At 66.8% G+C, this 13,337-nt stretch carries 12 protein-coding genes; 9 read left to right on the top strand and 3 right to left on the bottom strand.

All coding sequences use genetic code 11. From position 1 onward, the window contains the following. The first annotated feature begins 25 nt into the window (after nt 1-25). Nucleotides 26-790, top strand: coding sequence for an SDR family oxidoreductase (locus tag Q9R30_RS09625; RefSeq protein ID WP_311217447.1), 765 nt, complete (start codon nt 26-28; stop codon nt 788-790). Nucleotides 791-880: 90 nt separating this feature from the next. Here Q9R30_RS09625 and serB read toward each other — a convergent pair whose 3' ends face one another. Next, a complete protein-coding gene (gene serB / locus Q9R30_RS09620) occupies nt 881-1,774 on the bottom strand; it encodes a phosphoserine phosphatase SerB (protein WP_311217446.1) in 894 nt (297 codons plus the stop codon). Nucleotides 1,775-1,988: 214 nt separating this feature from the next. On the opposite strand from serB, the gene Q9R30_RS09615 reads away from it, so the two are divergent. The 5 genes from Q9R30_RS09615 to Q9R30_RS09595 all read left to right on the top strand — a co-directional run bounded on the left by Q9R30_RS09615 (nt 1,989) and on the right by Q9R30_RS09595 (nt 5,994). After that, a complete protein-coding gene (locus tag Q9R30_RS09615) occupies nt 1,989-2,774 on the top strand; it encodes an ABC transporter ATP-binding protein (protein ID WP_104997937.1) in 786 nt (261 codons plus the stop codon). 17 nt (nt 2,775-2,791) lie between these two features. Continuing rightward, entirely contained in the window at nt 2,792-3,577 is a 786-nt protein-coding gene (locus tag Q9R30_RS09610; RefSeq protein ID WP_311217445.1) for a sulfite exporter TauE/SafE family protein, read from the top strand. Between the two features lie 7 nt (nt 3,578-3,584). Beyond that, nucleotides 3,585-4,436, top strand: a complete 852-nt coding sequence (locus Q9R30_RS09605) for an RNA methyltransferase (protein ID WP_311217444.1) — start codon at nt 3,585-3,587, stop codon at nt 4,434-4,436. 99 nt (nt 4,437-4,535) lie between these two features. After that, nucleotides 4,536-4,793, top strand: a complete 258-nt coding sequence (locus Q9R30_RS09600) for a type B 50S ribosomal protein L31 (RefSeq protein WP_066275740.1) — start codon at nt 4,536-4,538, stop codon at nt 4,791-4,793. Nucleotides 4,794-4,902: 109 nt separating this feature from the next. Further along, nucleotides 4,903-5,994 carry a biotin/lipoate A/B protein ligase family protein gene (locus tag Q9R30_RS09595; RefSeq protein ID WP_311217443.1) on the top strand — a complete coding sequence of 364 codons (1,092 nt, stop codon included), beginning with the start codon at nt 4,903-4,905 and terminating at the stop codon, nt 5,992-5,994. Between the two features lie 47 nt (nt 5,995-6,041). Here the strand turns inward: Q9R30_RS09595 and pepN are convergent, their stop codons facing one another. Together pepN and Q9R30_RS09585 are read right to left on the bottom strand one after the other, a co-directional pair. Further along, complete coding sequence (gene pepN, locus Q9R30_RS09590) at nt 6,042-8,735, bottom strand: aminopeptidase N (protein WP_311217442.1); 2,694 nt, start codon at nt 8,733-8,735, stop codon at nt 6,042-6,044. Between the two features lie 33 nt (nt 8,736-8,768). Beyond that, entirely contained in the window at nt 8,769-9,824 is a 1,056-nt protein-coding gene (locus tag Q9R30_RS09585) for a YeiH family protein (protein WP_396136715.1), read from the bottom strand. 113 nt (nt 9,825-9,937) lie between these two features. Here Q9R30_RS09585 and Q9R30_RS09580 point away from each other — a divergent pair, with 113 nt between their 5' ends. The 3 genes from Q9R30_RS09580 to Q9R30_RS09570 are packed head-to-tail and all read left to right on the top strand — an operon-like array spanning nt 9,938 to nt 13,329. Further along, nucleotides 9,938-11,494 carry a circularly permuted type 2 ATP-grasp protein gene (locus Q9R30_RS09580; RefSeq protein ID WP_311217441.1) on the top strand — a complete coding sequence of 519 codons (1,557 nt, stop codon included), beginning with the start codon at nt 9,938-9,940 and terminating at the stop codon, nt 11,492-11,494. Between the two features lie 60 nt (nt 11,495-11,554). Then, nucleotides 11,555-12,481, top strand: coding sequence for an alpha-E domain-containing protein (locus Q9R30_RS09575; RefSeq protein WP_013600945.1), 927 nt, complete (start codon nt 11,555-11,557; stop codon nt 12,479-12,481). Next, entirely contained in the window at nt 12,478-13,329 is an 852-nt protein-coding gene (locus Q9R30_RS09570) for a transglutaminase family protein (protein ID WP_104997944.1), read from the top strand. The genes Q9R30_RS09575 and Q9R30_RS09570 overlap by 4 nt, the downstream gene beginning before the upstream one ends. The last annotated feature ends 8 nt before the right edge of the window (nt 13,330-13,337 follow it).

Here is a 13,337-nt window from a genome sequence, read left to right as displayed (position 1 = left end):
GACGTTTCAGACAAAAGGAGCCCGCATGGGACTGCTGGATAACAAGACTGCCATCGTGACCGGATCCTCCCGCGGCATCGGCGCGGAAGTGGCGAAGAACCTGGCCAAGGAGGGCGCCGCCGTCGTGGTCAACTACCGCCAGAAGGCTCCGCGCGCCAACAAGGTGGTCCAGGGCATCGAGGCCGAAGGCGGCCGTGCCGTGGCGGTGGGTGCCGACCTCACCAGCCAGGAGGGCGTGCAGGCCCTGGCCAGCGCCGCCATGGAGAACTTCGGGTCCCTGGACATCCTGGTGCTGAACGCTTCGGGCGGCATGGAGACCGGCATGGGCGAGGACTACGCGCTCAAGCTGAACCGCGACGCCCAGATCAACATGCTGAACGCCGCCGTGCCCCTGATGCAGGAAGGCTCCCGGGTGGTGTTCGTGACCAGCCACCAGGCCCACTTCATCAACACTGTGCCCACGATGGAAGCCTACGAGCCCGTCGCCCGCAGCAAGCGCGCCGGGGAGGACGCCCTGCGTGAACTCATTCCCAGCCTTGCCGAGAAGGGCATCACCCTGGTGGTTGTGTCCGGCGACATGATCGAGGGCACGGTCACCGCAACGCTCCTGGACCGCTCCACGCCTGGTGCCATCGAGGCCCGCCGCGCCGAAGCCGGAAAGCTGTACTCCGTGGAGGAGTTTGCCGAGGTGGTGGCCGGCATGGTCACAGCCGACGTCGAATCCGGCCACACCGAATACGCCGGCGGGGCAGACTACTTCGGCAAGGGCGCCGGCCAGGCCACGAGCTAGGTTCCCGACCCCCGACACGAAATGGCAGTTCGCGGCAGTGCTCCTTCTTCCGGACACTGCCGCGAACTGCCATTCGCACTTAAGAAGTGGTCAGACGCCGGCGACGTACCGGACGGCGTCGAGGTATGGCATGTTGACGGCGGCATCAGCGACGGCGCGCACGGCGGGTTTGGCGTTGAAGGCGATGCCAATGCCTGCCGCGCCGAGCATGTCCAGGTCGTTGGCGCCGTCGCCTACGGCCACGGTGTACTCCAGCGCGATACCCTCGGCTGCTGCCCATTCACGCAGGTACTTTTCCTTGGCTGCCCGGTCCACCACGGCGCCGAGGACTTTGCCCGTCAGCGCGCCGTCGACAATCTCCAGCTCGTTCGCCTGCCAGTAGTCCAGGCCCAGCTCATCGGCGATCGGCCCCAGGATCTGGTTGAAGCCGCCCGACACCACTGCCACCACGTGGCCCGCAGCCTTGAACGCGGACACCAGTTCCCCGGCTCCCGGGCTCAGCTTCACTTCCTGGCGGACGGCATGGACGACGTCGGCCGGAAGCCCCGCGAGGACTGCCACCCGGGCGTGGAGGCTTTGGGCGAAATCCAGCTCCCCGCGCATCGCGGCCTCGGTGACAGCGGCCACTTCTTCGCGTTTCCCGGCGTAGGCGGCCAGGAGTTCGATGACCTCCTGCTGGATCAGGGTGGAGTCCACGTCCATGATCAGGAGTTTGCGTTCGGCTGACCGCAGGCCGGCAGGGACCAGGGCGGTGTCCAACCCGCCGATGGAGGCCCCGGCCACGGCATGGCGAAGGGCGGCAAGTCCGGCGGCCGTCGCATCCGGGAGCGCAAGGTCCGCGACGTGGACCTGGTACCGCTCATCGCCAAGGCTGGCCTCGGACAGCACGGCGGCGCCGTGCGCGGTGAAGATGGAACGGAGCTGCTCCAGCCCGGTTGGGGTTACATTCAGGCCGTAGCTGACCGAAGTCACGTTCGAAGTCATGCCTGCAATCTTAGCCAGCGGGCGAGGGGTCCCTTGAATTCATTTCACGGCTGCTGAAAGGTGGCAGGCGGGCGGCCCTGTTGGTGGCAGAACCATGGCTCCGGTTCTCACCCAATTGGCCTGACGGGCGCACGGGGAAGCTGCTCAGCCAGGGTTTCGCTGTTACTTGCGCCGGTTATCAGTCGGCCTCTTTTTTGTCCTAGTGTCTACTCCTATGAGTGATGTTCTGGAATTGGCTTCCGTCAGCGTTGTCCGAGGCAAAAAAACCCTGCTGGACAAAGTCGACTGGGAGGTCAATGAAGGCGAGCGCTGGGTGATCCTCGGCCCCAACGGCGCCGGCAAGACGACGCTCCTGCAGATCGCTGCAGCCCGGCTCCACCCCAGCAGCGGGAAAGCCGGCATCCTTGACGAAATCCTCGGGCGCACGGACGTCTTCGAGCTCCGCCCGCGGATCGGACTTTCCTCCGCCGCGCTGGCTACCCAGATTCCTGAACAGGAGAACGTCCTCAACGTCGTGGTCACCGCCGCTTACGGCGTCACCGGCCGCTGGCGCGAGGGCTACGAGCGCGATGACGAGCGGCGTGCTTTCCGGCTGCTCAACGACTGGGGGATGGGCCCGCTCCTCAACAGGACCTTCGCCACCCTGTCCGAGGGGGAGCGCAAGCGTGTCCAGATCGCCCGTGCCCTTATGACCGACCCCGAGCTGTTGCTACTTGATGAACCGGCGGCCGGCCTGGACCTTGGTGGCCGCGAGGAACTCGTCCACAAGCTTGGGGAACTCGCACAGGACGAGGCCGCGCCGGCCATGGTCCTGGTGACGCACCACCTTGAGGAAGTCCCGCCGGGCTTCACGCACGCCATGCTGCTGCGCGACGGCGGCGTGGTAGCCGCGGGTGCGATCACCGACGTCCTGACGGCCGAAAACCTCAGCAAGACCTTCGGGCTGGACCTGGACGTGAGCGTCAACGCCGGCCGGTACACCGCCATCGCCCGCCGCTAAGGCGGCACTGCAGCACCTTGGATCTCCTCAGCAGCATCTTTGTGTCCATCGCCGGCCTCTGGGCCGGCACCATCAACGCCGTGGTGGGTTCCGGCACCCTTGTGACGTTCCCCGTGCTCATTGCACTGGGAATCACTCCCGTGGTGGCCTCGATGAGCAATGCCATGGGCCTGGTGGCCGGCGGTGCTGCCGGAGCCTTCGGCTACCGCAGGGAACTGAAGGGCCGCGGCCGGCAGTTGATGAGGCTCCTGCCGGCGTCGCTCCTTGGCGGCATCTCCGGCGCCTGGCTGCTCCTTCACCTCCCCGAAGAGGTGTTCCACTACGTTGCGCCCGTCCTCATCGTCCTGGCCCTCCTGATGGTGGTCTTCCAGCCCCGCCTGCAAGTCTGGGTGCGCACCCGGGAGGAGAACCCGGAACACGCGGTGCGGGACAAAGGGCATGGCATCCTCCTGGTGCTGCTGGTCTACCTCGCCGGCGTATACGGCGGCTACTTCGTCGCGGCGCAGGGGATCCTGCTGGTGGGCATCCTGGGGGTCTTCCTGACGGGCACCATCCAGAACGCCAATGCCATGAAGAACATCCTGGTCCTTGGCGTGAACCTGGTGGCCGCCGTGTCCTACGTGCTTTTCGCGTTCGACCGGATCAATTGGCTCGTGGTGCTGCTGATTGCCCTGAGCTCCAGCATCGGCGGTCTTATCGGGGCCAAGGTGGGCCGCCGGCTCCCGCCCGCCGTGCTGCGGGCCGTGATCCTGGTCCTGGGCCTGGTGGCACTGGGATTCATGATCGCGAATCTGCTGAAATAATCACCCGGTGACAATCCACTATCTCGAATCCGCCGCGGACCCCCGTGTCTCCGACTACACGCAGCTCACGGACGTGCACCTGCGCAAGCTCAGGGAACCGGCTGAAGGCATGTACATTGCCGAGTCCTCCCGCGTGCTGCGCCGGGCGCTGGCAGCCGGACACCAGCCGCGGTCCTTTTTCCTCGCGGAGAAGTGGCTGGACGACCTCCAGGACGTCCTGGCCGCGCATCCGCAGGTCCCCGCCTTCATCGGCAGCGCCGCCCTGCTGGAGGAGATCACCGGTTTCCACCTTCACCGCGGTGCCATGGCGGCGATGCAGCGCCCGGAGCCGGTGCCGCTGCCGGAGCTGCTGGCCGGAGCGCGGAGGGTGGCCGTCCTTGAGGACATTGTGGACCACACCAACGTGGGCGCCATCTTCCGGTCGGCAGCCGCCTTGGACATCGACGCCGTCCTGGTTTCGCCGCGCTGCGGTGATCCGCTCTACCGCCGCAGCGTCCGGGTGAGCATGGGCACTGTCTTCCAGGTTCCGTGGGCCCGGCTCACCAGCTGGCCGCAGGACCTGTACCTGCTCAAGGAACACGGCTTCACGGTTGCGGCGCTGGAGCTCACCAGGGACGCGGAGGACGTGGACGCGGTGGCTGCCCGGAATCCGGAAAAGCTCGCCCTGGTGCTTGGCACCGAAGGTGCCGGAATGAGCGCCGCGACGCTCGCCGCCGTCGACCTCGCCGTCAAGATACCCATGCGCAACGGCGTGGATTCCCTGAATGTTGCGGCCGCATCGGCGGTGGCGTTCTGGGAGCTGCGCCCCCGGCACCAGGCCGTGCCCGCCGTTCGCGGGCACCATGGTTATCCGCTATGATTGATAGCTGGCTGCCCTGAGCTTCACGGCACAGGACACGGCTATCCCATTCATACCTGGCAGCTGGCAAAATCCAGTTGTGCGAACAAAGGTCCCATTATGAAGTCTGATATCCACCCGAAGTACGAAGCTGTTGTTTTCAACGACCTGGCTTCCGGCACGAAGTTCCTGACCAAGTCCACCGTTTCTTCCTCAAAGACCATCGAGTGGGAAGACGGCAACACCTACCCGGTCATCGACGTCGAAATCTCCTCCGAGTCCCACCCGTTCTACACGGGCAAGCAGCGCATCATGGACTCCGCAGGCCGCGTCGAGCGCTTCAACGCACGCTTCAAGGGCTTCGGCGGCAAGAAGTAACATACTTCCGCAAGGTTCTTTGGGAAAGTCCGCACCGGCAACCGGTGCGGACTTTCCGCGTTCCGGCACCGTATTACTTGGTGCGCCGCTTCTGCGGCAGGATGGAAGCATGACCGGCACACCTGTTCCAGAGCATCCTTCCGCCGCCCGCCTGCATGGTGAATATAAGGTGCCCGGCGGCAAGCTCGTGGTGGTTGACCTGGACGTCATTGGCGGCAGGCTGGCCAATGTGAGCGTCAGCGGCGATTTCTTCCTTGAGCCGGACGAGGCACTCCTCGACATCAACCGCGGGTTGACCGGACTGCCTGACACGACGACGGTGGCCGAGCTTGCCGCCGTCGTCTCATCTTCGCTGCCGGCCGGGGCAGCCCTGTTCGGCTTCTCCGCGGACGCCGTCGCCGTCACCGTCCGCCGCGCCCTGGCCAAGGCGACCTCGTGGGCGGACCACCAGTGGAACGTCATCGCACCCACCGTCCTGCCCACGCAAATCAATGTTGCCCTCGACGAGGTCCTCACGGAGGAGGTCGGCGCGGGCCGCCGCAACCCCACGCTCCGTTTCTGGGACTGGCAGGAGCCGTCAGTGGTCATCGGCAGCTTCCAGTCGGTCCGCAACGAGGTGGACCCCGCCGGCGTGGAGAAACACGGCATCACAGTGGTCCGGCGCATCAGCGGCGGGGGAGCAATGTTTATGGAGGCAGGCAACTGCATCACCTACTCCCTCTACCTGCCGCAGACCCTGGTTGACGGCATCAGCTTTGCCGACTCCTATCCGTTCCTGGATGCGTGGGTCATGGCGGCACTGGAAAAACTCGGCATCAACGCTTTCTATGTACCGCTGAACGACATCGCCACGGACCAGGGAAAGATCGGCGGGGCCGCGCAGAAACGCCTCGCCAACGGCGGCATGCTGCACCACGTGACCATGAGCTACGACATCGACGCCGACAAGATGGTCGACGTGCTGCGGATCGGCAAGGAGAAGCTCTCGGACAAGGGCACCCGCAGCGCCAAGAAGCGGGTGGACCCGCTCCGGCGCCAGACCGGCCTGGCCCGTACCGCCATCATCGCCGCCATGGCGGACGTTTTCGCGGACCGGTACGGCGCAACGCCTTCAGAGCTGACCGAGGCCGAACTTGGCACGGCCCGGGAACGCGTAGGCAGCAAGTTCGGCACGGCAGACTGGCTGCACCGCGTCCCGTGAGCCCATCCATTGCTCCGTACCTGCCGTTTTCACCGGCGAAACGACAGTTACGTGGGCCCACACCCATGGGGTTCCCTGGCCGAGCTTGCGAGGCGAGGGCACGGGTGGGGAGCAGCCGATGGTGAATTCACGACGGCGGCCTGTGCGTTGAGCGCCCGCAGCAGGTGGCTGCGCTGCTCCACGATGATGCGCCGCAGGGCGCGGGGAGCGTCTCCGTTGTCCGCCAGCCACTTGTCAGTGCGCAGGATGACCGGATGCTCCGCCGGCGCCGAACCCTCCGCCAGGTCCTGTGCCAGGGGATACAGCCCCCGGACGATCCGGCCGGCGATCTCTATGCTGCGGCTCTCCCACACGCCGCGCAGGCACTCGAAATACGGCTCGACGTAAGGCTCCAGCAGCCCCGCGGGCGACGTGATGAACCCGCTGATGGTGGCGCTCAGGAGCTGGTTGGAAAGCTCATGCCCGTGCACCGCCGCCGTCCAGGCCGCTGCCTTCACGTCCTTGCCAGGACGGGCGGCGATCGCTGTGGCATGCCCGGCGCGTCCGGAGGCCGTGGTGTCCCGGGCGAGTTCGGCGTCAAGTTCTTCCACCGTTGCCCGGCCTTGTGCTGCCAGGGCGTGCCAGAAGTGCCAGCGCAGTTCGGCGTCCACTGCCAGTCCGGCCACCTCGGCGGTGCCGTCCAGGAGGGCGCGCAGCCGGGACGCCATGGCGTCATCGTGCCGGCTGAGGGTGGCCACGGTCCTCGCCCAGGCCAGCTGATGGTCCGAGCCGGGCCGGGCTGCATCCAGTTCGGAAACTGCGGCCGCCAGGAAGGATGACCGTACGGCGTTCCGGACGGGTGCCGGCGTGTAGCGTTCGACGGCGGTGCAGGCGTTCTCGAGGACATTCAGCAGTACGCCGATGCCGGTTTCGGCAGGTGCGAACGCGGCGACCGCCTCGACGTAACGTGATGCCGGGCTTTCGCCGTCGCGGGCTGAATTCCAGAGCGCCGTCCAGCACAGCGCCCGGGCCATCGGGTCGGCGAGCCGGTCCAGGGCGGAAAGGACCGTGGCTTCGGACGACCGATCAAGCCGGACTTTGGCGTACGTGAGGTCCTCGTCATTAACGAGCAGGAGCGCAGGCCGGGGCTTGCCGGCCAGCTGGGGAAGTTCGGTCCGCCCGCCGGTCACGTCCGTCTCGAACATCCCGGTCCGCACCAGGGCCCCGTCGGCGTCGAAGTTGTAGGAGCCGACGCGGAGCCGGTGCGGCCGCAGCTCCTCCCGTCCCGTGACCGGGTCCGTGGCTGCCTGGACGATGGCCGCCCTGTCCAGCACACCGTCGTCGTCCGCCGCCGGGACAATCTCCAGCGACAGCGTGGAGATGCCCGAGGTCTGCAGCCACTGCTGCGCCCAGCCGGCCAGGTCCCGTCCGGAGGAGGCACTCAATGCGGCCAGCAGGTCGTCAAGCGTTGTGTTGCCGTAGGCGTGTTTGCGGAAGTACCCGCGGGAACCGCTGATGAACGCCTCGAACCCGACGTAGGCCACCAGCTGCTTCAGCACCGAGGCGCCCTTGGCGTAGGTGATGCCGTCGAAATTCTGCTTGGCGGCCTCGAGGTCCGGGATGTCCGCCACGATCGGGTGCGTGGTGGGCAGCTGGTCCTGGAGGTAGGCCCACGCCTTGCGCTTGTTGGCGAAGTTCACCCAGGCGGTGTCCCAGTCCGTGGCCTGGTCCACGCCCAGGGTTCCCATGTAGTCGGCAAAGGATTCCTTGAGCCACAGGTCATCCCACCACTGCATGGTCACCAGGTCGCCGAACCACATGTGCGCCATCTCGTGCATCAGCGTGTTGGCCCGCCCCTGGTACTGGGCATCGGTGGCGCGCGAGGTGAAGACGTAGCTTTCGGTGAACGTGACCAGGCCCGGGTTCTCCATGGCGCCGAGGTTGTACTCCGGCACGAAGGCCTGGTCGTACTTGCCCCACGGGTAGGGGTAGTCGAAGAGCCGGTTGAAGAAGTCCAGGCCGTCTTTGGTGAGCCGGAAGAGTTCGTCCGTGTCGAAGGAGTGCGCCATGGAGGCGCGGCAGTAGAGGGCGAGCGGCACATCCAGGGAGGTTCCGTCATCGAGGGTTCCCTGCCAGCGGTCCTGCGCCTTGAAGTAGGGGCCGGCCAGCACGGTGGTGACGTACGTGGACATCGGCTCCGTGGCCGCGAAGTCCCAGCGCGCCGAGGCGGGGTCGTCGGGAAGGATGGTCCGGTCGACCTCGGCGCCGTTGGATGCGACGTGCCAGCCGGCGGGGGCCGTCACGTGGAAGGTGTAGGTGGCTTTGAGGTCGGGCTGCTCGAAGTTGGCGAAGACCCGGCGTGCGTCTGCGGGCTCGTACTGCGTGTAGAGGTAGCACTGCCCGTCGGCAGGATCAACAAACCGGTGCATGCCTTCACCGGAGCGGCTGTACAGGGCAGTCCCGGTCACTGCCACGCGGTTGCGGGGCTGCAGGTTGTCCAGCCGGATCCTGGCCCCGTCCGCCACGTCCTCAACGCGGAGTTCCCTGCCGTTCAGGACAACGCCGTGGACCTCGCCGATGAAGTCCAGGAACGTTGATGCCCCGGACCCGGCGGCGGTGAAGGTGATGATGCTGCGGGTTGGATAGCCGGCGATGTCCGGATCCGCAGCCTGCCGCACGTCCAGCGAAACGTCGTAACTGGTAGTGCTGATCAAGGCTGAACGTCCGGCCGCTTCGTCGCGCTGCAGATTCTCATGTGACACCCAGCTATCTAATCACGGGATGAATGACCGGAATCAGGCGGCGATCAGCAGGGCTGCCGCAAGTCCCAGGACCGCAATCAGGAACCACGACGCGAGGGCCGCCAGAAGTGCCCGCCCGCCGGTGTGCAGGAGCGTCCGCATCCGGACAGCGGACCCCAGCCCGAACAGCGCGGCGCCGAGCAGGATGTCCTGCAGAGCGCCCGCTGCCTCCAGCCATCCCGGCGCCAGCCAGCCGGTGGAACGGAGCCCCACCATGCCCATGAAACCCAGGACGAAAAGCGGCACCACCGGCGGCAGTTTGGCGTTCCCGCCGTCCCCGGGAGCAGCCGGCCGGGGCGCAAAACGGTGGTGCGCGCCGGCTATTGCTGAGACCGGCGCCAGCAGGAGCACCCGGGTGAGCTTAACCACGACGGCGATGCCCAGTGCCGCTGTCCCGGCCGTTTGCGCCGTGGCCACCACCTGGCCGACGTCGTGCACCGATGCGCCTGTCCAGGCGCCGAAGACGGGCGCGCTGAGCCGAAGGGGATGAACCAGCAGGGGAAGGACGCCGATGGCAAGGGTTCCGCAGAGCGTCACGAGGGCCACCGGCAGGACGGTGTCCACGTGCCGGATCCGGCGGACGGCGGCGATGGCGCCGATGGCCGAAGCACCGCAGATCGAGAACCCGGTGGCCACCAGGAGCGAGGTCACCGGCGGCAGCCGGAAGAGCCGGGAGATGGCATATGTCCCGCCGAAGCTCGCCGCCACGACGCCGACGATCAGGACCAGGGACAGCCAGCCCAGTCCCAGCACGTCGGTGATGCTGACCTTTAGGCCCAGCAGGACGATTCCGCCGCGCATAAGATGTTTCCCGGCGAAGTCCAGTCCGGGCCGGGCCCTGCCGGCTGTCCAGGCTCCGGCCGCCGGCAGGTTCGCGGCGAGGACGCCCAGGGCCACTGCCAGCGTCATGGCCGGCAGCACGGGCACCAGCCAATGGACCAGGAACGCGGCGGCCAGCGCGACTGCCGCTGTAGCCAGGCCGGGGAGCAGCCTCTCCGGCCGGCCGGGCAGTCCCGGCCCCGGGTTGCGGAAGGATCTACGGACGGGCACTCACCTACTGTGCCGGAAGAGGGGCGGAATGCACGAATAGGGGGACCTGCGCCAACACGCCACAATGGATGGCAGTAATGAATTCGAAACAAAAAGATGGTTGGCTATTGGACATGTCAGACCTATTCCAGGATTACTCCGTGGCCGCCGGCCGGTCCGGGGCCTACGACGAGATGTTCGCCCCCGGGCAACAGGCCCGTGACTCGTACGGGCAGGTGGCGGACGCCCTTCGCAAGCTCTCCCTGGCCGATGTCAGCGCGCGCGCCGACTCGATGGCGCGCACCTTCCTGGACCGCGGCGTGACATTTGACTTCGCGGGGGAGGAGCGCCCGTTCCCGCTGGACATCGTTCCTCGGGTCATTCCTGCCGGGGAGTGGGATGTGCTGGAGCGCGGGGTAGCCCAGCGCGTACGCGCCCTGGAGGCGTTCCTCAACGACGTGTACGACAAGATGACCGTCGTGGCTGACGGGGTGATCCCGCGGCAGCTGGTCACCACCAGCGCGCACTTCCACCGGCAGGTCCATGGCTTCGAACCGGCCGGCGGCGTCCGGGTCCACATCTCGGGCATCGACGTTGTCCGTGATGCCGCCGGAACCTTCCGCGTGCTGGAGGACAACGTCCGCGTTCCCTCCGGCGTAAGCTACGTCCTGGAGAACCGCCGGGCCATGGCGAAGGGCTTGCCGGAGGCTTTCGGCCAGCAGCTCATCCGGCCTGTCGAGGAGTACCCGCGGCGCCTGCTCTCTGCCCTGCGGAAGACCGCTCCGTCCGGCGTGGACGATCCCACCGTCGTCGTCCTGACCCCCGGCGTGTTCAACAGCGCCTACTTTGAGCACACCCTGCTTGCCGGCCTGATGGGCGTTGAGCTGGTGGAGGGGCGAGACCTCATCTGCCGCGGCAACCGCGTATACATGCGCACCACGGCGGGCGAGCAGCGAGTGGATGTCATCTACAAGCGGATCGACGACGATTTCCTTGACCCCCTGCAGTTCCGGGCCGACTCCATGCTCGGCTGCCCCGGCCTGGTCAACGCAGCCAGGGCCGGCGGGGTCACCATTGCCAACGCCGTGGGCAACGGCGTCGCGGACGACAAACTGGTCTACAGTTACGTCCCTGACCTCATCCGCTACTACCTCAGCGAGGAACCCGTCATCGCCAACGTGGACACATACCGCCTGGAGGAGAAGGAATCCCGGGAGTACACCCTGGACAACCTGGCCGAACTCGTGGTCAAGCCCGTGGACGGTTCCGGCGGCAAGGGGCTGGTCATCGGCCCGGATGCCTCCAAGGACGAACTGGACGCGCTCCGCCAGCGGATCATCGCTGATCCCCGCGGCTGGATCGCCCAGCCGGTGCTGCAGCTTTCCACGGTTCCCACCTTGAGCGGTGACAAGTTCGGCCCCCGCCACGTGGACCTTCGGCCGTTTGCCGTCAACGACGGCGACAACGTCTGGGTGCTCCCGGGCGGCCTGACCCGCGTGGCTCTCAAGGAGGGCTCCCTGATTGTGAATTCCAGCCAGGGCGGCGGGTCCAAGGACACCTGGGTCCTGGCCGATTCCCCCCAGGTGCCGGTGGAAACAGTGCCGCGGCCGTCCATCTCCGTCCGGGAGCGCGTATCCGTGTGGCCTGTGGAGAGCAACTGGCGGGACCGCCAGTCGGAGCAGCAGCAGTGAGCCGGGCCGTAGCCCGGGCAGTTCCTTTTCCAGTTTCGGGCACGCAGGAGGTAGCCGCGAATGCTTAGCCGTATTGCCGAGTCCCTTTTCTGGATCGGCCGCTACGTGGAGCGGGCGGACGGCACCGCCCGGATCCTTGACGTCCACCTGGAGCGCCTCAACCACCTCCCCATGGAGGAACGCAAGAGTGTGGCACAGGAACTCCTGGCTGTTATGGGAGCCAGGCCGCAGAGCGAGGACTTCGGGCTGCCCGAACTGCTCCACGCACTTGCCTATGACAAAACCAGCGCCACCTCCATCGCCGGTTCCCTCGGGGCGGCGCGGGAGAACGCCCGGCGCGCCCGGGAGACTGTCTCCTCAGGGCTCTGGGAGAGCCTGAACACCACGTATTACGGGCTGAGCCAGCACCGCAAGGACGTTGTGGGAACCTACCGGTTCTGCAACTGGACCCTGGAACGGACTGCCATGGTCAGCGGCCTGGCGGACACCACCGTCAGCCACGACGAAAGCTGGCTCTTCCTTGTGCTGGGCCGCTCCCTGGAACGGGCGGACATGACGGCCCGCATGCTCTCCACCCGGGACGTGCTGTCCGCCGGCATGTCATGGGTCAACATGCTCCGGTGCGCCGGGGCGTACGAGTCCTTCCTGCGGACCCGCCGGGCCGCTTTCGGGGACCAGCACGCTGCCGAGTTCCTGCTGCTGGACCGCCTCTTCCCGCGGTCCATCGTGTATGCCCTGCGGGACGCCGACGAATGCCTGGCAAAACTCGATCCGTCCGCCCAGCGGGTGGGGTTCATCAATGACGCGCGGCGCATTGTGGGGCAGGCGCGGACGTTCCTCGAGTTCCACCGGACGGATGACCTCATGTCCGAGCTGCCCGAGCACATGGAGCGCGTGCAGAAAGCCGTGTCCCAGGCCTCGGACGCCATTTCCCGTAAGTACTTCAATCAGGCGGATGAACTGGCCTGGGTGGGAGAAGTTTCATGACCCGGCTGAGCATCGTCCACAAGACGGCCTACAAGTACAACAAGCGGGTCACGCTGTCCTACAACGAGGCCCGCATGACGCCGCTGACGGATTCCCAGCAGGTGGTGCTGGAGTCCGTGGTCAAGGTTTCGCCGTCGCAGGCTGCCGTGAGCACCTACCGGGACTACTGGGGCACCAGGGTTACTGCCTTCGACATGCAGATGCCGCACGAGCACCTTGAAGTGGTTTCCAACATCACGGTGGAGGTCCACCGGGCCGAAAAGATACCCTCGGAGTCGGACATTGCCGGCTGGGATGTCCTGGCCTCACCCGAGACGCTCAACACCTTCAGCGACTGGCTTCCCCAGTCCAGGCTGAGCGGGCCCGGAGACGAAGTCCTGGGCATCATCCCGGGAGTCGTGGCCGGGAAGAACCCGCACGAGGCCGCCATGGCAGTGTTCGAGTGGATGCGCGGCGAAATGACCTATATGTCCGGTTCCACCGCGGTCACCACCAATGCGGAAGAGGCCTGGGGCCAGCGGCAGGGCGTGTGCCAGGACCTGGCCCACCTGGCCATCGGTGCGCTGCGCAGCTGCGGCATCCCTGCGCGGTACGTCTCCGGTTACCTGCACCCCCGCTCAAGCGCCGGCATCGGCGAGACCGTGGCCGGGCAATCGCATGCGTGGCTGGAGTGGTGGGACGGCGACTGGCGCAGCTGGGACCCCACCAACCACAAGCCGGCCGGCGACTTCCACGTGACGGTAGCCCGGGGCAGGGACTACCGCGATGTGCCGCCGCTGAAGGGCATTCTCTCCGGCGGGGGCGGTTCGGCCCTGAGCGTCAGCGTGGAGATCACCCAGCTCGCCTGACCGGCCGG

The organism is Arthrobacter sp. AB6 (assembly GCF_031844545.1).
Taxonomy (GTDB): Bacteria; Actinomycetota; Actinomycetes; order Actinomycetales; family Micrococcaceae; genus Arthrobacter.
This window is presented reverse-complemented; position numbering and strand designations above follow the sequence as displayed.

Bases quoted from the DNA above. Each gene is read 5' to 3' on its own strand.
- Q9R30_RS09595 (WP_311217443.1), top strand. From the start codon at position 4,903: ATGACCGGCACACCTGTTCCAGAGCATCCTTCCGCCGCCCGCCTGCAT.
- serB (WP_311217446.1), bottom strand. From the start codon at position 1,774: ATGACTTCGAACGTGACTTCGGTCAGCTACGGCCTGAATGTAACCCCA.
- Q9R30_RS09600 (WP_066275740.1), top strand. From the start codon at position 4,536: ATGAAGTCTGATATCCACCCGAAGTACGAAGCTGTTGTTTTCAACGAC.
- Q9R30_RS09580 (WP_311217441.1), top strand. From the start codon at position 9,938: ATGTCAGACCTATTCCAGGATTACTCCGTGGCCGCCGGCCGGTCCGGG.
- Q9R30_RS09570 (WP_104997944.1), top strand. From the start codon at position 12,478: ATGACCCGGCTGAGCATCGTCCACAAGACGGCCTACAAGTACAACAAG.
- Q9R30_RS09615 (WP_104997937.1), top strand. From the start codon at position 1,989: ATGAGTGATGTTCTGGAATTGGCTTCCGTCAGCGTTGTCCGAGGCAAA.
- Q9R30_RS09575 (WP_013600945.1), top strand. From the start codon at position 11,555: ATGCTTAGCCGTATTGCCGAGTCCCTTTTCTGGATCGGCCGCTACGTG.
- Q9R30_RS09625 (WP_311217447.1), top strand. From the start codon at position 26: ATGGGACTGCTGGATAACAAGACTGCCATCGTGACCGGATCCTCCCGC.